Source organism: Nakamurella lactea DSM 19367 (assembly GCF_000426645.1).
Taxonomy (GTDB): Bacteria; Actinomycetota; Actinomycetes; order Mycobacteriales; family Nakamurellaceae; genus Nakamurella; species Nakamurella lactea.
Genome location: NZ_KE384551.1, coordinates 1 through 20,309, shown reverse-complemented (window position 1 = coordinate 20,309; position 20,309 = coordinate 1). Strand labels below are relative to the sequence as shown.

At 68.6% G+C, this 20,309-nt stretch carries 22 protein-coding genes; 9 read left to right on the top strand and 13 right to left on the bottom strand.

What is annotated here, in order from left to right:
- Positions 1-960, top strand: coding sequence for a helix-turn-helix domain-containing protein (locus K340_RS0125350; RefSeq protein ID WP_037366919.1), 960 nt, complete (start codon positions 1-3; stop codon positions 958-960).
- Between the two features lie 68 nt (positions 961-1,028).
- Here K340_RS0125350 and K340_RS0125345 read toward each other — a convergent pair whose 3' ends face one another.
- From K340_RS0125345 to K340_RS33305, 6 genes are read right to left on the bottom strand one after another with little or no spacing between them, the layout of a single operon-like run.
- On the bottom strand, positions 1,029-1,568 hold the full coding sequence (locus tag K340_RS0125345; RefSeq protein WP_029138750.1) for a SixA phosphatase family protein: 540 nt from the start codon (positions 1,566-1,568) through the stop codon (positions 1,029-1,031).
- A gap of 30 nt (positions 1,569-1,598) precedes the next feature.
- Positions 1,599-2,078 carry a Cys-tRNA(Pro) deacylase gene (ybaK, locus tag K340_RS0125340; protein WP_029138749.1) on the bottom strand — a complete coding sequence of 160 codons (480 nt, stop codon included), beginning with the start codon at positions 2,076-2,078 and terminating at the stop codon, positions 1,599-1,601.
- A 6-nt stretch (positions 2,079-2,084) separates the two neighbouring features.
- Positions 2,085-3,128, bottom strand: a complete 1,044-nt coding sequence (locus tag K340_RS33315) for an ABC transporter substrate-binding protein (protein ID WP_051267655.1) — start codon at positions 3,126-3,128, stop codon at positions 2,085-2,087.
- Between the two features lie 38 nt (positions 3,129-3,166).
- Positions 3,167-3,949 (bottom strand): ABC transporter permease, encoded by a 783-nt coding sequence (locus tag K340_RS0125330; RefSeq protein ID WP_029138748.1) that lies wholly within the window; start codon positions 3,947-3,949, stop codon positions 3,167-3,169.
- Complete coding sequence (locus K340_RS33310; protein WP_084614992.1) at positions 3,946-4,662, bottom strand: ABC transporter permease; 717 nt, start codon at positions 4,660-4,662, stop codon at positions 3,946-3,948. Before K340_RS33310 ends, K340_RS0125330 begins: the two co-directional genes overlap by 4 nt.
- Positions 4,659-5,795: an ABC transporter ATP-binding protein gene (locus tag K340_RS33305; protein WP_051267654.1), complete on the bottom strand. Its 1,137-nt coding sequence runs from the start codon at positions 5,793-5,795 to the stop codon at positions 4,659-4,661. Before K340_RS33305 ends, K340_RS33310 begins: the two co-directional genes overlap by 4 nt.
- 362 nt (positions 5,796-6,157) lie before the next feature.
- Here K340_RS33305 and K340_RS0125315 point away from each other — a divergent pair, with 362 nt between their 5' ends.
- Positions 6,158-6,820 carry a sigma-70 family RNA polymerase sigma factor gene (locus K340_RS0125315; RefSeq protein WP_051267653.1) on the top strand — a complete coding sequence of 221 codons (663 nt, stop codon included), beginning with the start codon at positions 6,158-6,160 and terminating at the stop codon, positions 6,818-6,820.
- Positions 6,817-7,200 (top strand): mycothiol system anti-sigma-R factor, encoded by a 384-nt coding sequence (gene rsrA / locus K340_RS34825; protein WP_084614990.1) that lies wholly within the window; start codon positions 6,817-6,819, stop codon positions 7,198-7,200. The genes K340_RS0125315 and rsrA overlap by 4 nt, the downstream gene beginning before the upstream one ends.
- A 63-nt stretch (positions 7,201-7,263) precedes the next feature.
- On the opposite strand, the gene K340_RS37670 is transcribed toward rsrA, so the two are convergent.
- Positions 7,264-7,338, bottom strand: a complete 75-nt coding sequence (locus tag K340_RS37670) for a 50S ribosomal protein bL37 (RefSeq protein ID WP_407662262.1) — start codon at positions 7,336-7,338, stop codon at positions 7,264-7,266.
- A 252-nt stretch (positions 7,339-7,590) separates the two neighbouring features.
- Here K340_RS37670 and K340_RS0125305 point away from each other — a divergent pair, with 252 nt between their 5' ends.
- Positions 7,591-7,809: a biotin/lipoyl-binding carrier protein gene (locus tag K340_RS0125305; protein WP_029138746.1), complete on the top strand. Its 219-nt coding sequence runs from the start codon at positions 7,591-7,593 to the stop codon at positions 7,807-7,809.
- A gap of 95 nt (positions 7,810-7,904) precedes the next feature.
- Positions 7,905-9,398 carry a sensor histidine kinase gene (locus tag K340_RS0125300; RefSeq protein ID WP_029138745.1) on the top strand — a complete coding sequence of 498 codons (1,494 nt, stop codon included), beginning with the start codon at positions 7,905-7,907 and terminating at the stop codon, positions 9,396-9,398.
- Between the two features lie 84 nt (positions 9,399-9,482).
- On the opposite strand, the gene K340_RS0125295 is transcribed toward K340_RS0125300, so the two are convergent.
- Positions 9,483-9,734 carry a WhiB family transcriptional regulator gene (locus K340_RS0125295; protein WP_029138744.1) on the bottom strand — a complete coding sequence of 84 codons (252 nt, stop codon included), beginning with the start codon at positions 9,732-9,734 and terminating at the stop codon, positions 9,483-9,485.
- Positions 9,735-10,011: 277 nt separating this feature from the next.
- A complete protein-coding gene (locus K340_RS0125290; RefSeq protein ID WP_029138743.1) occupies positions 10,012-10,944 on the bottom strand; it encodes a diacylglycerol/lipid kinase family protein in 933 nt (310 codons plus the stop codon).
- 44 nt (positions 10,945-10,988) lie between these two features.
- Here K340_RS0125290 and K340_RS33295 point away from each other — a divergent pair, with 44 nt between their 5' ends.
- Positions 10,989-11,426 (top strand): hypothetical protein, encoded by a 438-nt coding sequence (locus K340_RS33295; RefSeq protein WP_051267652.1) that lies wholly within the window; start codon positions 10,989-10,991, stop codon positions 11,424-11,426.
- Here K340_RS33295 and K340_RS0125280 read toward each other — a convergent pair.
- Positions 11,383-11,898, bottom strand: a complete 516-nt coding sequence (locus K340_RS0125280; RefSeq protein ID WP_029138742.1) for a GNAT family N-acetyltransferase — start codon at positions 11,896-11,898, stop codon at positions 11,383-11,385. The genes K340_RS33295 and K340_RS0125280 overlap by 44 nt on opposite strands.
- Positions 11,891-12,487 carry a histidine phosphatase family protein gene (locus K340_RS0125275; protein ID WP_029138741.1) on the bottom strand — a complete coding sequence of 199 codons (597 nt, stop codon included), beginning with the start codon at positions 12,485-12,487 and terminating at the stop codon, positions 11,891-11,893. The genes K340_RS0125280 and K340_RS0125275 overlap by 8 nt, the downstream gene beginning before the upstream one ends.
- Positions 12,488-12,545: 58 nt before the next feature.
- Here K340_RS0125275 and K340_RS0125270 point away from each other — a divergent pair, with 58 nt between their 5' ends.
- Together K340_RS0125270 and K340_RS33290 are read left to right on the top strand one after the other, a co-directional pair.
- Positions 12,546-13,046 carry a MarR family winged helix-turn-helix transcriptional regulator gene (locus K340_RS0125270; protein ID WP_051267651.1) on the top strand — a complete coding sequence of 167 codons (501 nt, stop codon included), beginning with the start codon at positions 12,546-12,548 and terminating at the stop codon, positions 13,044-13,046.
- Positions 13,047-13,251: 205 nt separating this feature from the next.
- Entirely contained in the window at positions 13,252-14,988 is a 1,737-nt protein-coding gene (locus tag K340_RS33290) for an MDR family MFS transporter (RefSeq protein ID WP_084614988.1), read from the top strand.
- 121 nt (positions 14,989-15,109) lie between these two features.
- Here the strand turns inward: K340_RS33290 and K340_RS0125260 are convergent, their stop codons facing one another.
- The gene (locus K340_RS0125260; protein ID WP_029138739.1) at positions 15,110-15,625 is read right to left on the bottom strand and encodes a MarR family winged helix-turn-helix transcriptional regulator; all 516 of its coding nucleotides are present in this window, start codon (positions 15,623-15,625) and stop codon (positions 15,110-15,112) included.
- Positions 15,622-16,785, bottom strand: coding sequence for an ROK family transcriptional regulator (locus tag K340_RS0125255; protein ID WP_029138738.1), 1,164 nt, complete (start codon positions 16,783-16,785; stop codon positions 15,622-15,624). Before K340_RS0125255 ends, K340_RS0125260 begins: the two co-directional genes overlap by 4 nt.
- 323 nt (positions 16,786-17,108) lie before the next feature.
- Between K340_RS0125255 and K340_RS33285 the strand changes: the two genes are divergently transcribed.
- Positions 17,109-20,309, top strand: a 3,201-nt coding sequence (locus K340_RS33285) for a glycoside hydrolase family 3 protein (RefSeq protein WP_051267650.1), incomplete at its 3' end; no start/stop codon positions are given.

The window sequence follows — 20,309 nt, the reverse complement described above, 5'->3', positions numbered from 1 at the left end:
ATGACACTCACCTCCGTGGCGGTCCTGGTCCCCGAGGGCACTGCGCCGTTCGAGTTCGGCCTGATCTACGAGGTGTTCGGCGTCGACCGGACGGACGAGGGCGTCCCCCGATTCGACTTCCGGGTCTGCGGCAGGCGACCGGGAGAGCCGATCACCTTCGGGTCCGGCATGCGGCTGGAAGTGCCGTTCGGCCTGGATGCCGCGGTCGACGTCGATCTGCTGGCGATGCCGGCCTTTCCGATGGACACCGAACTGCCCACGGACATGCAGCAGGCGCTGCGACTGGCGCACGACAACGGCGCCACGGTGCTCTCGGTGTGCTCCGGCGCGTTCGGCCTCGGCGCCGCCGGGCTGTTGGACGAACGGCCCTGCACCACGCACTGGCGTTATGCGGACGAGCTCGCGGCCCGCTATCCCCGGGCAAGGATCGACCGCGACGTGCTGTTCGTCGACGACGGCGACCTGATCACCAGTGCCGGCACCGCGGCGGGCATCGACGCCTGCCTGCATCTGGTACGGCGTGAGCTCGGTTCAGCGGTGGCGACCACCATCGCCCGGCGGATGGTGGTGCCGCCGCAGCGGGACGGCGGGCAGCGGCAGTTCATCGACCTGCCGATCCCGGAGTGCACCGGCGATTCGCTCGAACCGGTGCTCAGCTACCTGATCCAGAACCTGGCGGCCGAGCACACGGTGTCGGAACTGGCCCGGCGGGCCACCATGTCGGAACGGACCTTCGCCCGGCGGTTCGTCGCCGAGACCGGGTCGACGCCGGCGAAATGGCTGGCGCTGCAACGACTTCACCACGCCCGGCACCTGCTGGAGGAAACAGATCTCGGCGTCGAGCAGGTCGCTGCCCGGACCGGCTTCGGCACCGCGGCGCAGCTGCGCCACCACTTCACCCGGGCGATCGGGGTGCCGCCGGTCGCCTACCGCCGCAGCTTCACCGCGAAGACCGGCTGACGCAAAGGGACGGGGAATGATCGGTCCGAGTGCGGCACCGATGACCGACCGGTCGCACGCCGCTCGGATCAGCCGCGGGGGATGACGAAATCTACCAATGTCGCCCCGGTGTCGCCGAGCTCGGCCCAGCCGGCCGGGACTCGCAGCACGGCGAACGCCGACGTGGGAAAGTGGGACCGAAGCTGGGCGAGATGCTCGCTGTCACTGTCGCTATCACCGCCGAAGCCGTCAGTGCCGTGCCCGCGGCTGTCGGCGAGCGCCAATGCGGTGCCCGGCATGCCCGGCGCGTGCCCCACCACCAGCAGCGTGCGAATCCGATCGTCGGTGCCGGCGATCGCCTGCAGGATCTCGCCGGGAGAGGCGTCATAGATGTCGTCGGAGAACGTCACCGGTGCGCCGATGCCGGTGGCGGCCAACGTTTGTCGGGTGCGCAGGGCGGTGGAACACAGCACGGCCTCGATCGGCGGCCGCAGCCCGGCCAGTAGCGCGCCGGCCAGTGCAGCCTCCCGTCGGCCGCGCGGGGCCAGCGGCCGGTCGTGATCGCGAACCGCCCCGGGATAGTCGGACTTCCCGTGTCGTAACAGCACCAGGCTGCGGCCTTCGGTCACGGTGCACCTCTCTGCGGCTCGGCCGGCGCGTCAGCCGGCGGCGATGGCTGCGAACCTACCGCCGGTCACCCGGACCAGGTCGTCCGGTGCCAGCTCCACCTGCAGTCCGCGCCTGCCCGCGCTGATGCAGACGGTCGAAAGCTCTTGCGCGGAACTGTCGATCACGGTCGGCAGCCTCTTGCGCTGGCCCAGCGGCGAGATGCCACCGGCAACGTAGCCGGAGGAGCGTTCGGCGTCGGCCACCGGCGCCATCGTCGCCTTCTTGCCGCCGACCGCGGTGGCGAGCGCCTTCAGGTCGAGCGAGCCGGCCACCGGCACCACGCCGACCACCATCGAACCGTCGACCAGCGCGACCAGCGTCTTGAACACCTGCGCCGGATCGCGGCCCAGCGCGGCCACCGCCTCGTCACCGAAGGCCGTGGACCGCGGGTCGTGCTCGTAGGGCAGCAGCGTGTACGGCACCTTCGCCTTCAGCAGGGCGGCGATGGCCGGCGTCGGTGCACCCGCCATCGCCCGTCAGCCCAGGCCCTTCTCGGACACCCAGTCCTGGGCCACCGTTGCCGGGTCGAGGTGCTGGTTGGCCACCTTGTCGTTGAGCGTCACCAGGTCCTCGGTGGTCAGCTTGGCCGAGACCGCGTTGAGCGCGTCGGTGACCTGTGGGGTGACGGCAGACTTGGCGATCAACGGCACCACGTTCTGCGCGCCGAACATGCCCTTGGTGTCCTCCAACGCCACCAGGTTGTTCTTGGCAATCGCGGCATCGGTGGTGAAGATGTTGCCGGCCTGGATGATCCCGGTGGTCAGCGCCTTCACCGTGATCGGCCCGCCGGCGTCGGTCACCTCGAAGCTCTTGAACGTCAGCCCGTAGTACTTCTGGAAGCCGGGCACGCCCGTCATCCTGGTCTTCCATTCCTCGGGCCCGCCGAGCACCATGTTCTGCGACTTGCCCTTCAGATCCTCGATGGTCTTCAGGCCCTCCTTGTCGGCGGTGGCCTTGGTGACGGTCAACGAGTCCTTGTCCTCGGCCGGTGCCTTGTCCAGGATGGTCAGGTTGGCGGGCAGTGCCTTCTTCAGATCGGCGAAGGTGGTTTCCGGGTCGCTCGCGGTCGCCTTCTTGTCGAAGTACTGCAGAGCCGTGCCGGTGTATTCGGGGACGAGGTTGATGGATCCGTCCTTGAGCGCCGGGATGTACACCTCACGGGAGCCGAGTCGCGGCTTGGTGGTGGCGTCGATGCCCTTGGCCTTCAGCGCGGCGGCGTAGATCTCGGCGATGATCACATTCTCGGTGAAGTCGGCCGAGCCGACGATGATCGGTCCGCCGGCCGCCCCGGCACCGGAGGAGCCGCTCGCCGATCCGGCGCCGGTGGAGCCATCGGCGTCGGAGGAGGCCGCGCCGGTAGCCGAGCCCGCTGTGTCACTGCCGGCAACGGAGGTGCCGCCCCCGGCGGCCGGATTGCTGGTGGTTTCCAACGGGTTCGACGAACTGCTGCAGGCGCTCAGGGCCAGGGCGGCAGCCGTCACCGCCGCGACGAACGGTGCGTACTTGAGTGCGATCTTCACTGTGCTCTCCTCGAATCGATGTGCATCTGCTGTGTTCGTCACTGCTGTACCTCGGCCAGTGCGGCCGGGTCGTTCCTGGTGGTCAACGCCGGGCGGCGTCGTCGATTCCCCGGTCGACCGTTGCTGCGCAGCCCGGGGGAGATGGCGGCGTAGCCGATGGCGGCGATCACCCGGTCGCCGACGATCGCCAGCACCGCCACCAGTACCGCGCCGCCGGCCATGATGCCGTAGGGGTTCACCGGTGATTTCGGGCCGTCCAGGATGAATCTGCCGAGTCCGCCCAGGGTCACCACTAGTGCCAGAATCGTTGCGGTGGCAACGATCTGCAGGAACGCCGAGCGCAGGCCGGCGAAGATCAGCGGCGCGGCGACCGGCAGCTCGACCTTGCGCAGTACCTGCCCGCCGGTCATCCCCAGCCCGCTGGCGGCATCCCGAACGGCGGGGTCGACCGCCCCGATGCCGGCATAGGTGTTGGTCAGGATCGGCGGGATGCCCAGAATCACCAGCACCAGGATCGACGGGACGTACAACCCCCACCGGGCCGGGATGTCGGGATTGTCCTGGACGATGGTCAGGCCCCACAGCACCAGCAGGGTGAGCAGCCCGAGCGAGGGCAGCGCGCGCAGCAGGTTCGCCAGGCCGACCGCCGCGGTGATGCCCTTGCCGGTGTGCCCGATCAGTGCACCGAGCGGCAACGCGATCACCGCCGCGATCAGCAGCGCGAGCACCGAGTACTGCAGATGTTCGGCGATTCGCGTCCAGATTCCGTCCGGCCCGACCCAGTTGGCGCCGTCCGACAGGAACGTCCAGACTCCGTTCATCCGATCACCTCGGCCGGGCCGACCACTTCGGCGAGCTCGGCCGCCGCCGCCGACCGACCCCGCCGGCCGATCCGGCCGGCCCGCTGCCACGGGGTGAGCAGCCGGATGGCCAGCACGATCAGCAGGTCCAGTACCAGCGCCAGCACCAGGCAACCGACGATGCCGACGATGATCGGCGTCGCGAAGTCCTCCTGGAAGCCCTGGGTGAACAACGATCCGAGCTGGGGCACCCCGATCAGCGCGGCGATGGCGACCAGCGACACGTTCGACACGGTGGCCACCCGCACCCCGGCGCCGATCACCGGGGCGGCCACCGGCAGATCGACGGCGAGCAGTTGCCGGACCGGCCGGTAGCCCATCGCCAGGGCCGCCTGCCGGACGTCGTCGGGCACCGTATCCAGCGCGTCCGCGACGGTACGCACCAGTAACGCCACCGTGTACAGGGTCAACGCGACCACCACGTTGATCGGGTCGAGGATCTTGGTGCCCAACAGACCTGGCAACACCACGAACAGCGCCAACGAGGGGATGGTGTAGGTCAGGCCGGCGAGCGTCACCAGCGGCGGCCGCAGCCACCCGTAGCGGTGCGCCAGTGCGCCGATCGGGATCGACAGCAGCAGCCCGATCAGCACCGGCAGCACCGACAGCCAGACGTGCTGACCGAACTCCTGCCAGATGGTGGGCCACTGGCTGTCGATCCACGCCCAGTTCACGCCGGACGGTCCTTGCTCAGCACCGCTGGCGCGGGCACGGGAGGCTCTCCCGGTTCGTCCCTGGCGGTGCGCTCGGCGACCGCGAAAACGTCGGCCGCCCTGATCGAACCGGTCACCCGCCCGTCCGCGTCGACCGCGACCCCGCGGCCCGACGGTGACGACAACGCGGCGTCCAACGCGGTGCGCACCGAACCGCCGGGGCCGAGCAGCGTGCCACCGAGCCGCAGATCCGCCTCGGCGACCGGAGTGCCGCCCGGATGCGCGGCGGCGTCCACCCAGCCACGCGGGTGGCCGTCGTCGTCGGTCACCAGCAGCCAGTCGGCGCCGGTCGGCACGTCGCCGATCCGGATCGTCGGCTCCGGCCGGACCGCGATGCCGTCACCAGCCGTGAACGAGAGCGCGCGGTAGCCGCGGTCGCGGCCGACGAAGCCGGCGACGAAGTCGTCGGCGGGTGCCGCCAACACCTGCGACGGGGCGGCGAACTGGGCCAGCCGGCCGCCGACGGCCAGGATGGCCAGCCGGTCGCCGAGCTTGATCGCCTCGTCGATGTCGTGGGTGACGAACACAATGGTCTTGCCCAGATCGGCCTGCAGCCGCAGCAACTCGTCCTGCAGTTCGGTGCGCACGACCGGGTCGACGGCCGAGAACGGCTCGTCCATCAGCAGGATCGGCGGGTCGGCCGCGAGCGCCCTGGCCACCCCGACCCGTTGCTGCTGGCCACCGGACAGCTGCGCCGGGTAGCGCCGCCCCAGCGCGGGGTCCAGCCCCACCCGCTCCAGCAGGGCGGCCGCCTCGCGGCGGGCGGCGGCCCTGGGAGTCCCGGTGAGCACCGGCACCGTCGCGACGTTGTCCAGCACCGTCCGGTGCGGGAACAGTCCGGCGTTCTGGATGACGTAGCCGATGCCCCGACGCAGCCGGGACGCCGGCACCGCGGTGACGTCGGTGCCGTCGATCAGGATCCGCCCGGCGGACGGGTCGATCATCCGGTTGATCATCCGCAGCGAGGTCGTCTTACCGCAGCCGGACGGCCCGACCAGGACGGTGGTGCTGCCGCTGGGGATCTCCATGGTCAGCTCGTTCACGGCGACGGTGCCGTCCGGATAGCGCTTGGAAACCGCGTCGAAGGTGATCACTCGCAGCTCGCCTCCGTTCGGACAAGGGTCGCGCGACCCAGGTTTTTCGAGTGCTGGTTGGTCAACTACTTCGGCGCACCGACACTACGCGGACCCGCCGACAACGCACGCCGGAATATGGCCTCAGGGGCGGGTGTTGACACCGACAGACCACCCGCAGCAGCCCCGACCGCCCTGATCGGCGGGCGGGCGTTTGATCCGCGCAGATCCGTCCGAGGAAGGATGCACAACAGGTGACGAACACCGCAGTGCTCGATCGCATCGGCGACCGCCATGCCGGCCGGGTAGCCTCGGACCGGCGAGCGACATTTCCCGTCCGGCCCCCGACGGCCGTCGGCAGTAACCGAGCGAAAGTGAGGCGCGTGGCCGGAACCTCGACCCAGGGATCGACCGGAGCGGAGCAGGCAGCCGCCCCGGCAGAAACCGATGCGGAGCTGTCGGCGAGGTTCACCGCCGAGGCGATGCCGCTGCTGGACCAGCTGTACGGCGCGGCCCTGCGGATGACCAGGAACCCGGCCGATGCGGAAGACCTGGTCCAGGAGACGTATCTGAAGGCCTTCGCGGCCTTCGCCAGGTTCACCCAGGGCACCAACCTGCGGGCCTGGCTGTACCGGATCCTCACCAACACCTACATCAACGGCTACCGCAAGAAGCAGCGGCAGCCGCAGGTCAACACCACCGACGAGATCACCGACTGGCAGCTGGCCGAGGCCGAGTCGCACACCTCGACGGGTCTGCGGTCGGCGGAGATGGAAGCTCTTGACCGGCTGCCGGACTCGGACGTGAAGAACGCCTTGCAGGAGCTGCCCGAAGAGTTCCGGATGGCCGTGTACCTGGCCGACGTCGAGGGCTTCCCGTACAAGGAGATCGCCGAGATCATGGGAACCCCGATCGGCACCGTGATGTCCCGGCTGCACCGTGGCCGGCGTCAGCTCAAGGAGTTGCTGGCCGACTACGCCAGGGAACGTGGTTTCCTGCGGAAGGCGGCGGTAGCCGCCGAGACCGGACAGGTCGGTCCGTCATGACCGACGACACGAACGCGGCAACCGGCGGGTCGGAGCTTCCGCACGAGTCCGAGCACTCCGAGTGCGATCAGGTGCTGCGCGACGTCTGGTTGTTCCTGGACAACGAGATGGACGCCGGTGCCAGGGCCGCGGTCCAGCGGCATCTGGACGACTGCTCACCCTGCCTGGACGAGACCGATCTGGAACAGAAGTTCAAGGACCTGGTGCACCGCACCTGCGGGGGCGAGCGGGCACCGGAACAACTGCGGAACCGGCTGACGACGGCGATCAGCGCCGTCACCGTCACCGCCGTGACAGACACCGGCGAGCAGGTTCAGCTGAATCAGGTTCGCGTGGTGCGCACCGTCAGCGACGCAGGGGATCCGACGCAACAGCTGTGACTGCGGGCCGGCGTCGGCCGGCCGCCGAAGAACGGCCGGCCGGCCCTCGTGCCCGGATCGGGCTCAGGAGTTGGGGCGCTTGCCGTGATTGGCGCCGGAATTCTTGCGTGCCTTCTTCTTGCGTGCCCGTTTACCCATGTCTACGACCTCACTTCCGTCTCACGTCGGTCCTGATCGCCGGGCCGTCGGCCCGGGTCGCGGTCCACCGCCGGGAGCGGGGACAACCGCTCTATCCTGCCACGCGGGACGGCGTCGGAACGTCCGTGGTTTGATGACACCTGCCCGACACCGTGGGCGCGGCCGGGAAGCAGTCACGCAGACGTGGGCGCGGCCGGGACGCAGACCAGCAGAGCAGACACAGACCCAGCACAGGACGACAGAGGAGCTCAGATGGCCGAGCAGGTACACGCCGAGATGGTGGCCAATGTGTGGAAGGTGCTGGTCTCGGTCGGGGACACCGTCGCCGACGGCGACACGCTGGTCATCCTCGAGTCGATGAAGATGGAGATCCCGGTGATCGCCGAGGTCGACGGGACTGTGTCGAAGGTCGCCGTCGCCGAGGGGCAGGTCGTGCAGGAAGGCGACCTGATCGCCGAGATCGACGACTGACCCGACCACCGTCAGCCCCGGCGATCCGCGCCGCGGCGGTCCGTGCGATCGCGGTCCGTACCGCAGCCGTCAGCCACCGGGTCCGGAGCCCACCCATGTCGACCCTGTCGGATCTGCTCGCCGAGCACACCACCCTGCCCGGCGACGCCGTGGCGCACCTGCAGCAGCTGGTGTCCGAATGGCAGCTGCTGTCCGACCTGTCGTTCTCCGACCTGACCATGTGGGTGCAGGACCAGGGCGTGAGCCCGACCAGCTTCGTCTGCGTGGCCCAGGTCAGGCCGACCACGGGCCCGACGGCGCATGCCGACGACCAGGTGTCGCGCACCGAGTCCGGCGCACCGATCGACCAGCTGGTCAGTGCGCTGGGCCGCGAAAGAGGCTGGGAGAGCAAGGATCTGCCCGGCGTGAACGGCAGCGCGGTGACCAGGACGCTGATTCCGGTCCGGCTGCGCGGTGCGGTGATCGCGGTGCTCGCCCGGGACACCATCGACCGTTCCCAGCGCGGACCGAGCGCGTTGGAGACGGCCTACCTGGATGCGGCCGAGTCGCTGCTCGGAATGGTGGCCGAGGGCAGCTTCCCGGCACCGGAGCAGAAGGGCGAGATGCACACCGGCCCGCGGGCCGGTGACGGACTGTTGCGGCTGGATCCCGACGGCACGGTCGAGTTCATCAGCCCGAATGCGCTGTCCGCGTACCACCGCCTGGGATTCGCCGGCGACGTGGTCGGCGCCCATCTGGCCCGGTTGACCAGGGGCCTGATCGGCGACCCGTTCGACGCGGCCGAACTGGCTGCCAGGATCACCTCGGCGGTCGAGGGCAGGCCCAGCCTGCGGATGGAGATCGAGGCGCGCGGCGCCACCGTTCTGTTCCGGGCGATGCCGTTGCTGATCGGCGGTGCGCCGTCCGGAGCGCTGGTGCTGGTGCGGGACGTCACCGAGGTGCGCAGGCGGGACCGGGCGCTGCTGTCCAAGGACGCGACGATCCGGGAGATCCACCACCGGGTGAAGAACAACCTGCAGACGGTCGCCGCCCTGCTCCGGCTGCAGGCCAGGCGGTCCACCGAAGACTCCGTGCGGCACGCCCTCAACGAGTCGGTGCGCCGGGTCGCCTCGATCGCGCTGGTGCACGAGACGTTGTCGACCGCGCCCGACGACCGGGTGGACCTGGACACCGTTGTCGACCGGCTGGTCCCGATGCTCTCCGACGTGGCGGCGGTAGAGGCGCCGGCCGGGATCCAGCGCAGCGGCAGCTTCGGCGTGCTGACCGCGGACCGGGCCACTCCGTTGGTGATGGTGCTGACCGAGGTGGTGCAGAACGCGCTGCAGCACGCCTACCCGGACGGCGGCAGCGGCAAGAAGGTACTGGTGGACATCGAGCGCTCGGCCCGGGAGCTGACGGTGCGGGTGATCGACGACGGTCAGGGCCTGCCACCGGGCTTCTCCCCGGAGCGCAGCTCGGGGCTGGGTCTGCAGATCGTCCGGACCCTGGTTGACGCCGAGCTCGGCGGCACGATCGCCATGCGCAGCCGGACCGACGGACCCGGAACCGAAGTGGTGATCACGGTTCCGCTGCGGCGCCGCGGGCAGTGACGGTCGCCCTGGCGGCAGCACAGCGGGGCTGACGCGAGACCGCCCCGGCGCCATCGGCACCGGGGCGGTCTCGCAAGGTCGGGGTTACAGGCTCCGGGCGCGGGCCCTGGCCCGGCGGCGCTTGAGCGCGCGCCGCTCGTCCTCGGACATGCCGCCCCACACGCCGGCGTCCTGTCCGGATTCCAGCGCCCAGCTCAGGCACTCACTGATCACGGGGCAGCGCTCGCAGACGGCTTTCGCCTCTGCGATCTGCAACAGAGCAGGGCCGGAGTTCCCGATCGGGAAGAACAGCTCCGGGTCCTCATCGCGGCAGATCGCGCGGTGACGCCAGTCCATCGGTAGTGCGCTCCATTCTGTGGGCCTGGCGATGATGACCAGGTCACGCTTAGGGTGAGGGCCGGATCGGCCCGCGGCTTGGTGGGCCGCTCTCATCAGTCTGGTGGTGCGTGATCGATGTTGTTCGAACGCGCAAGCAAATGCTTCCACGCAACACGGCGATGTCAAGAGCAAATGACACGGAGGTTACGTAACTCACGTCCGCCGGTGACGAATCCGAGTGCCGCCAGGATGCCTGGTCAGATCGATTCAGCAGATCATCGGTCGAGGTCAGGGCTCAGACCAGGACGCGAAGCGCCCGCGGGATCGAGACGAACTCCACCTCGTCGAACTCGCCGAGATAGTCGCCGTCTGCCTGCACTCCGGTCGGCCCGTTCGGTGCAGCAACGCGCACCCAGGCGACATCGTCGGTCCGGACCAATTGCCGGCCGTGCGGGCTGTGACCGGGCTTGGATCGGATGAGCTGACCGACCGTCCTGGCCACCGTCGGCAGCGCCAACGACCGGGCGACGAACACGCCGAGGCCACCGTCGGGGGAGGTCTGCGGATTGGTCCGGATCGGCCGACCGGACAGGTAGGTCCACGGATTGACGTTCGAGACGAAGGCCAGGTGGCAGCCAGGGATCGGGTCGTCGCCCGGCAGCGTCACCACCAGCGGGCCGGTGGACTTCTCGTGATCGCGGTAGGCGGCCAGGGCGTGCCGAAGATGCAACAGGTTGGAGATCTTTTTGCCCGCAGCCCTGGTCTCCTCGACCCGCCGGACCACGTCGGCGTCCAGCCCGATGCCGGCGTTGAAGGTGAAGTATCGCCGGCCGGCCCGCCCGACCGACACGGTCCGCGGCTCGCGTCCGCTGGTCAGCGCCTCCAGGATCTGCTCGGTCGCCGCGGTGGGATCCGGGTCGATGCCGACGGCCCTGGCGAACACGTTGGTCGAGCCGCCGGGGACGATCGCCAGGATCGGGCCGGCCGGCCGGATACCGCCGGCCAGCAGGCCGTTCGTCACCTCGTTGACGGTGCCGTCACCGCCGTGCACGACGACGAGGTCGAAGCCCTCGTCGGCGGCCTTGGCCGCCAGCTCCGCCGCGTGCCCGCGGCCGTGGGTGTGTTCCACCCGCAGGCTCACCTCGCCGGCCAGCGCATGGGTCAGCAGGTCGCGCCTGCGCTCGGTGGTGGAGGTGGCGTGGGGATTGACAATGAGCATCGCGTGCATGACGCCCGAAATCCTATCCGCCTGCGGGACCTTAACCTGTACAGGTGAGTGAGCATCAAGATCCGCCGCCGATCACCATCCCGCCGCCCGGTCCGGTACGGGCCGCCGGTGCCCTGGTCGGGCTGCAGGCCTGCGGGCTGATCGCCATCGCCGTGGTCAGCGTGATCTCCGGTCTCGGCCACCATTCCGGGCTCGGTCAGCTGCTGGCCCAGGGCGCCTACTTCGTGGTGCTGGCGCTGTTCCTGGCGGCCATCGCCGCCGCGCTGATCCGGGGCCGCCGCTGGGGCCGGACCCCGGCGATCGTGGTCCAGATCCTGGCCGGCGCCATCGGTATCTGGCTCGCCTTCCCGAGCGGCCGGCCGGTCTGGGGTATCGGCCTGATCCTGCTGGCCGTCGTCACCGGCGGTTTGCTGATCGGCCGGTCGGGCACCGCCTGGATCAACGAGTTCCCCGCGCTGTTCGGGCCAGAGCCTGACCGCTGAGCCGGAACGTGCTCCAGCCGTCCATGCCGATCGCGCCGAGCGAGCGGTAGAAGTCGATCGACGGGGTGTTCCAGTCCAGCACCGACCACTCCACCCTGGCGTAGCCACGGGCGGCGGCGATCTCGGCCAGGTTGACCAGCAGCGCCCGTCCCAGGCCGGACCCGCGGTGGGCGGGCCGGACGTACAGGTCCTCGAGGTAGATCCCGTGCACGCCCTCCCAGGTCGAGTAGTTCAGGAAATGCAGGGCGTAGCCGACCGGGGTCTGCCCGGCCCCGGTCGGGTCCGGGACGGCGACGTGACCGAACAGGGCCGGGATGGTGCCCGCCGGGTCGCCGAACAGCGCGGCTCGCAACAGTTCCGGGGTGAGATGGCACTCCTGCGGCAGACGCTCGTAGGCGGCCAGCTCATGCACCATCGCCACCACCTCCGGCAGGTCGGCCTCGGTGATCGGCCGGACTCGTGGATCAGCCATTGCCGTGCAACCCGGACGGCACGTTCAACTGGGCGATCGCCCGGTCGCGGTGGTAGTAGCCGAGCACCGAGACCGAACCGGGGTCGATCAGCAGCAGTGAGCCGGCGGACACCGGCAGTCCGGCCCAGCGGGCGGCGAGCACCCGGGAAAAGTGACCGTGCCCGACCAGCACCACGTCACCCTTGACCAACTCGCGCTCGGCCAGCTGGAGCACCCGGACGGCTCTGGCCCCCACCCGTTCCGGCGACTCGCCGCCGGGCGCCCCGTCGGTGAAGACCGACCAGTGCGGCAGCCGCTCGCGCACCGCGTCGGAGTTCTCGCCCTCCAGCTCCCCGTAGTTCCACTCGGCGAGGTCGTCGACGGTCTCGGTGACCGTGAGCTGCGCCAGCTCGGCGGTCCGCCGGGACCGGCGCCGCGGGCTGCAGAACACGGTGACGGGGGAGATCCCGACCGCCTCCAGGGTTGCCGGCAATGCCGCCGCCTGCCGTTCGCCGTGGGCGGTCAGGTCGATGTCGGTGATCGAGGTGTGCCGACCCGCCGCGCTCCACTCGGTTTCGCCGTGCCGGATCAACGCGATGCGAGCTGCCATCGGACGAACGTACCTGCCGTAGGCTCGGCGTCATCGAACCCGTCGGTGCAGGAGTCTCATGACCATGAATGCGCAGTTCGCGGGCGACGCGGAAGCGGGCAGATCCCGGCCCGAGCGGGACGAGCTGGTGACGGCCGTCGAGCACGAGATCGTCGCCCTGGCAACCCGGCTGCGGGCCGGTGCGCCGCTGGCCGCCCACGACATCCATGAGCGGCTGACCGTCGGGGCCTACCGGATCCTGCTGCGGATCAACGACGAGACCGACGCCAGGATCACCGATCTGGCCGTTCATTTCGAGGTGGGCAAGCCGACCATGAGCCGGCAGGTGGCCGCGCTGGAACAGCTCGGCCTGGTCCGCCGCCGGCCGGACCCGGATGACGGCCGCGGCGCATTCGTCTCGCTCACCGAGCAGGGCAGGGCCGCCTTCGCCCGGGCCCGGGCGCGGCGACACAAGTGGATCGACGGGCTGATGGCCGGTTTCGCCGACGACGAGGCGCGGGTCTTCGCCGAGTTGCTGCACCGTTTCGTCAGCCGCCGGCCCGGCGACCCGCGCGACTAGCGCGACTGGCTCGACCGGGCCGGTTGGTGCCGGCCCGTGATCGACTCCGCCGAGGCGGTGTGGCGCCGACCACCTTCGGCATTATTTAGTTGCACCAAGCAACCAACTCTCGCTACGGTGGTTGCTCTCGGCAACGACGAAGTTCTCGAGCTTCCCCGCGCGGGTGGTTCACCGCGTTCCAGCACGCTTTCTGAGGATTCGATTCATGACCTCCGTGGTCCCCGAAGACCGTTTGTCGGACGAATCCGACTCCGCGGCCCGCACCGCCATCAGCCCGAAACCCGTCGGCCCGGCACCCGTCGGCCCGGCACTCGTCAGCCCGGCACCCGTCGTACCCGAACCGGGCGCCGCCCGGGCGGCCGGCAGCCCCGAACCCGTCGCGGACGGGGCCACTGCGGCGCCGGTCAGCCGCACCCACCGGGAGATCATCCGGGCGATGTCCGGCCTGATGCTGGGCATGTTCGTCACCCTGCTGTCCTCGACGGTGGTGTCCACCTCGCTGCCGGTGATCGTCGCCGACCTCGGCGGCGGGCAGTCCGCGTTCACCTGGGTGGTGACCGCCACCCTGCTGGCCACCACGGTGTCCACCCCGATCTGGGGAAAGCTCGCCGATCTGACCTCACGCACGCTGCTGGTGCAGCTGGCACTGGGCATTTTCGTCCTCGGTTCGGCGCTGGCCGGACTCTCGACGTCCCCGGGCATGCTGATCTCGTTCCGGGTGATGCAGGGCCTGGGCGCGGGCGGGATGACGGCGCTGGTGGTGATCGTGATGGCGGACCTGATCTCGCCGAGGGAACGCGGTCGGTACATGGGTCTGCTCGGCGGCGTCACCGGTGTCGCGATGGTGGCGGGGCCGCTGCTCGGCGGGGTGGTGACCGATGCCTTCGGCTGGCGCTGGAACTTCTTCATCGGTGTGCCGATCGCTGTCGTCGCTGCTGTCGTGCTGCAGCGCACGCTGCACCTGCCGGTGCGGCGCAGCAAGGTCCGCATCGACTACCTCGGCGCCGGGCTGATCGCCGCCGGCGTCTCCGCGTTGCTGATCTGGGTGACGTTGGCCGGTGGCTCGTTCGACTGGATGTCTTGGCAGAGCGCCGTTTTCGTCGTCGGGTCGATCGTTGTCTTGGTGGCCGCGGTGTTCGTCGAGCGGTCGGCCGCCTCCCCGGTGATCCCGATGCACCTGTTCGGCATGCGCACCGCGGTGCTGTCCATCATCGCCTCGGCCGTCGTCGGCATCGCGCTGTTCGGCTCGACGGTGTTCCTCGGCGAGTTCCTGCAGCTGTCCCGCGGGAAGACGCCGACCGAGGCCGGGCTGCTCACCATCCCGATGGTGGTCGGCCTGTTCCTGTCGTCACTGGTAATCGGTCGGATCATCTCCGCGACCGGGCGGTACAAGCGCTGGATGGTGATCGGCGCCGTGTTGTCGTTGGTCGGCTTCGCCCTGCTGGCCACCATGACCTCGCACAGTCCGCTGCTGCTGATGGGCATCTACCTGTTCGTGCTGGGGGCCGGCACCGGCATGGTGATGCAGAACCTGGTACTGATCGTGCAGAACGAGATCGCCGCCTCCGAGATGGGCGCGGCAAGTGCCGCAGTGGCGTTCTTCCGGACGCTCGGCGGCGCGATCGGGGTTTCGGCGCTCGGCGCGGTTCTCGGTTCGAGGGTCGGTTCACTGACCGCCGAAGGCATTGCCTCGAAAAACGTTCCGCCCGCGCAGCTGTCGGTGCTGTCCGATGGTCTGCCCGAGCCGGCGGTGGTCCGCGGTCTGCCGGACCCGATCCGTTCCGTGCTCCAAGACGCTTTCGCCGGTGGGGTTGCTGAGGTCTTCATGATCACCGCGGGGCTCAGCATCATCACCGTCATCACCATGCTGCTGCTGCGCGAGCGGCCGCTCGGCACCCGCAACGCCGTCGAACTGCTCGCTGAGTCCAAGTCCACTTCCTGAGGGCCGGTTCGCAGGTTCGCAACGCCACCAGTGGGTCGCAACGTTCGTGACGGTTGCGAACCACTGATGGCGTTGCGAAGGTCGGGCGGCATTGGTCGCTGCCCACGCATTGCTGTGCTGGTCAGCCTTGATCGGGCGGAATGGGATCGTCCGGCTCGTCGTACGACGAGTGCAGAGCCTGGTGTCCGAGCGCCACGCTGAGGGCTGCCAGGGCGGGCGTGGCTCGCGCCAGGTCCGCTCGGTGCTGTGCCGAGATGCCCGCGATGGCATATCGGACCTGCTGGGTGCTGCGTTCCGTCGCGGCGATCCGCAGGCTCACTCCGGCCCGGGTGGCGCGGAGGTGTGCGTCGCCGACCCGCTGGTCGTTGGGTGTCGTCATCAGTAGACCGAGTCGTTGCATCTTGCGTGCGCCATGCTGGACGGCGATGCGCGGTAGACCGGTGGCCTCGGCGATGGCGGCGACGCGCGAGTCGGGGTGACTGAAGAGGTAGTTCAGCACATGCACCTCCTCGTTGGAGAGCAGTTGGTGGCCCGCCCGCAGCTCGACCTCCCTCCGGATCGCGATATTGAACGACATGAATGCGTGGCCGAGGTCGGCGACCGCGCGAATCAGATCAGTCGGGTCGTTCGTCGTCATCGCAGGGCCAGCATCGATGCGAGGTGCAGCGCACCGGTGAGCTCGGCCCTGATGCCCAGGCTTGCCGGCAGGATCTCGACGGCGGCCGAGATCGCAGGCTGGGCATACCTTCCCACGGAGGACTCCACCCCCTCGAGCAGCGGGCTGCCGGCGGCGCCCAGTTCGCCGCCGATGATCAGCGCTCCCGGGTTGAGCAGGTTGCAGACGTCCGCGAGGACGCCACCCAGGATGCGGCCGGCCTCGTTGAGCAGTCGATGGGTCGTGGTGTCGTCCAGCGCGGCGAAGGTGACGGTGTCGGCGTCTGCGTTCGGGTGGGTGTGGGCGACCTGAGCGAGTAGCGCCTGCACGGAGACGACGGCCTCGAGGCAGCCGCGGTTGCCGCACCGGCACAGTTCAGTGCGCCCGGCAAGGTAGGTGTGGCCGATCTCGCCGGCGATCCCGGTGCTGCCTTTCCAGGGCACCCCATCGATGACCAGGCTCGCGCCGATGCCGTGCGAGGCCTTGATGTACAGGAAACTCGGGTGATGACGGCCGGCGCCGACCTTCAGCTCGCCATAAGCGCCGAGTACGGCGTCGTTCTCCACGTGGACCGAAATCGGCGCGCCGATGCGCCGTTCGAGTTCCTCGACCGGCGCCAGGCCAACCCAGCTGGACAGAATGGTCGATGACCGGACCAGACCGGTCTTGTTATCGACCGGACCGGGGATTCCGGCGACCAGGGTCGACAACCTGTCCACGCAGTGTTCGCGACCCAGCTCGGAAAGCAGCTCGGCGGCGAGATCCATTGCCTCGCCGGCCCTTAGGTCGACGTCGATATCCAGCCGCTGCTCGCCCAGCGGCCGGCCGAGGGCGTCGCCGACCGCCACGTGGATGTGATTGTGCCCGAAATCGATCGCTGCCACGGACCCGCCCGAAGCCACCACCCTGAGCCGGGTCGAAGGCCGGCCGCTGCCAGAGCCGGGCCCCTTGGCCTGGTTCTCAGCCTCGGCGACCCGCCCCTCGGCCAGCAGCCTGACGACCGCATGGTTCACGGTGCTGCGCGACAGCCCGGTCATTTCAACCAGGTCGGTCCGGGTCGCGTCACCCCGACTGCGGATGAGTTGGAAGAGCTCCTCCCGGACGCGGTCACGTGGCGGGGTCTGCTCGTAGGTCGAAGACATGCAGTGACTGTAGAGCAAAAGGCCAGCCTTTCGAGCCTTTATTGGTCATTTAATAGAGCCTACAATGGCATAAAAAAGGATCACAACGATCTGGATTCGATCCGTTGACAGTCATAAAAGGCCTCGCATAGCGTCCTCCTGGTCTAATGCCGGATCCCGCAGGAACGAATGCCCACAGAAGCTGGGCTCCGAGCCGGTGCGCGGACCGGACCGCTGGTTAGGTACGCAGTTGTCAGAGAGGACGACTTTCCATGCACCTTCCCCACCGCACTCGCGGAGCGACACGGGCGGCACTATCGCTCACGGTCGCCGCCGCTCTCGCCATGACGGGGGCCATTCCGGCCTCGGCCGCGACGACCGATCCAGACCCGACCTCGCTCGAACTCGCCGACGCCCAGCTGTCCAAGGCTGCGGCGACCCAGGGCATGGTGCTGCTGGAGAACCACGACAACGCGTTGCCGATCGTCAAGTCGACGTCGGCGAACGTAGCGCTTTTCGGCGTGGGCGCCTACAAGACCGTGAAGGGCGGAACCGGCTCCGGCGATGTCAATAACCGCTACACCATCAACGCACGGACCGGTTTGCAGAACGCAGGTTTCACCGTCACGACCAGCGCGGCGTACTGGGACGCGATGACCAGCGCGTACGACACCAAGTACGGCTCGTCCTCCGGCTCGCTCTTCGGGCCGGCCATCGACTACTCGTCGGTGGAGCAGCCGCTCACCGCGGTGACGGTGCAGCCGACCGCCCCGACCGACACGGCTGTCTTCGTCGTGGCGCGGAACGCCGGCGAGGGCGCTGATCGCGCGAACGCCGCCGGTGACTACCTGCTGTCCGCCACCGAGACCGACGATCTACAACGGATCGGGCAGAACTATCAGCACGTCATCGTCGTCCTCAATGTCGGCGGCATCATGGACACCAACTTCTTCGGGCAGGTCAACGCAGCGGCCCACGATCCGGCCGGCGGCACACCGCTGGACGCGATGCTGCTGATGAGCCAGGCCGGCCAGGAGTCCGGCAACGCGCTGGCCGAGGTACTCGACGGCGACGTCAACCCGTCCGGCAAGCTGACCGATACCTGGGCGTCCAAGTACAGCTACTACCCGGCCTCGGCGACCTTCGGAGCCAACGACGGAGACATCGACCAGGAGAACTACACCGAGGGTCTCTACGTCGGCTACCGGTACTTCGATTCGTTCTACAAGGCGATCACCCCGGCCGGGACCGATCCGGCCGGCGCCGTTTCGTACCCGTTCGGATATGGCCTGTCCTACACCGACTTCAAGATCGATGCGCAGAGCGTGACCGCAAACCGCAAGACCGTCACGGTCAAGGCCAAGGTCACCAACGTCGGCAGGACCTACACCGGCAAGGAGGTCATCCAGACCTACTTCTCGGCGCCGCAGACGGGCATCGACAAGCCGTACCAGGAGTTGGCCGGCTACGCAAAGACCGACGACCTGGCACCAGGTGCCTCGCAGATCCTGACCATCACCTACGACACCACTCAGATGTCCTCGTACGACCCGGCCACGGCCGCTTACGTGATGGACTCCGGGGACTACGTCATCCGGGTCGGGGACTCCTCGCGGAACACCCACGTCGCGGCGAAGATCCACCTCGCGGCACCGCTGACCACCGAGCAGTTGCACAACGAGCTCACTGATCAGGCCCCGGCCACCGAGCTCACCAGTGACCCGGCGAACTTCTACACCTACCCGAGCGAGCACGCCGAGATCGCGGCCGCGCGTTCGATCCGGCTGAACACCGCCGGGTTCGTGACGAAAAACGATGCCTCGGCGTACCAGCAGACCAACACGGTCGACAGCTCGTCCCCGTACTACCCGATCGACGGGGCCAAGGTCTCCTCGACCACGGCTTATGTGGATCCGGCCCAGACCGACTGGGAGGACACCGGCGCGAAGTACACGGCCAAGACCGGTGAGACGATCACCCCGGTCACCACCGACCCGTCCACGACGTTGTTCGACGTCGCCAAGGGCAGCAAGACGATCGAGCAGTTCGTCGCCGGCCTATCGGTGACGCAGTTGGCGAACATCGTCGAGGGTGCCAGCGCGGCCGGCTCGACGCTGTCGGCCATCGGCGCTGCCGGCTACACCACCGCGAAGTACGAGAACCTGGGCATCCCCGGGATGACGCTCTCCGATGGACCGGCCGGCCTCCGGTTGACCCAGCAGATCAATTCCACGCCGAAGACCTATCAGTACGAGACCGCCTGGCCCATCGGCACCCTGCTCGCGCAGACCTGGGACCGCGACCTGGTCCAGCAGGTCGGTGATGCCATCGGCAAGGAGATGATTGAAGCCGGGGTCACCCTCTGGCTCGCTCCGGGCATGAACATCCACCGCGATCCGCTCAATGGCCGCAACTTCGAGTACTACTCCGAAGACCCGCTGGTCACCGGCCTCACCTCGGCGGCCACCACCGCGGGTGTGCAGAGCAACCCGGGCGTGGGCGTCACCATCAAGCACTTCGCCGCGAACAACCAGGAAGCCAACCGCAACGCGGTCAACGAGACGATCTCCGAGCGGGCCTTGCGGGAGATCTATCTCAAGGGCTTCGAGATCTCCGTCAAGACTGCCCAGCCGATGGCGATCATGACCTCCTACAACCAGATCAACGGCACCTACTCCGCCGCGAACTATGACCTGGTCACCAACATCCTGCGTGGTGAGTGGGGCTTCAAGGGCCTGGTCATGACCGACTGGGGCGGCAACCACAATGCCGTCGCCACCATGTACGCCGGCAATGATCTGATCGAGCCCGGTGGTAATCAGGCCGAGATCATCAACAACATGAAGCAGGTCGCGCCGACCATCGACTACGACGGCGTGCCGGCTTACAACACGCAGACCCTCACGTTCGGGACGTTCGTCTTCACTCGGAACACCTTCGCACTCGGCGGCCTGACCCTGGCCGCCACCGGCTCCCAGTCCTTCAGCACCACGGTGGATACCAGCACGGATCTGTCGCAGCCACCGCTGTCGACGGTCACCACCACGGATGCGATCAACAACCAGATCGTCACCCCGGTGCCCGTGTACGGCACTCCCGCCGGTGCTTACGCCGCGGTTCAGGCCCTGTTGGCGCCGACGAATACGGCGCTCAACGCGACCCAGAAGGCCGCGATCACCGTCTCCGACGTCGAGTACCAGACTGCGGGGGACAGCACGACTCCCGTTGTCTCCTACAAGGTCACCGTCAAGGGCGACTATCCGGCCGCCGGCTACACCATGCGTCTTGGTGATCTGCAGCGTTCGGCGATCAATATCCTGAACGTTGTCGAGCAGAGTGCGCAGTTCCAGCAGTTGGCCACCATCAAGGGCGTCAGCGGAATCACCGTCGGCTCCTACACGGGCCAGTTCACCGACCTCGCCTCCTTCGCGTCGTACGCCAAGAGCGACGTCAAGCTCGACGGAACCGGCCCCGAGGTCACGGTTAAGGATGGTGCGCAGTACACGGTGGGATCGGGCGGCCTGTATTCGAAGGTGTCGTTCAAG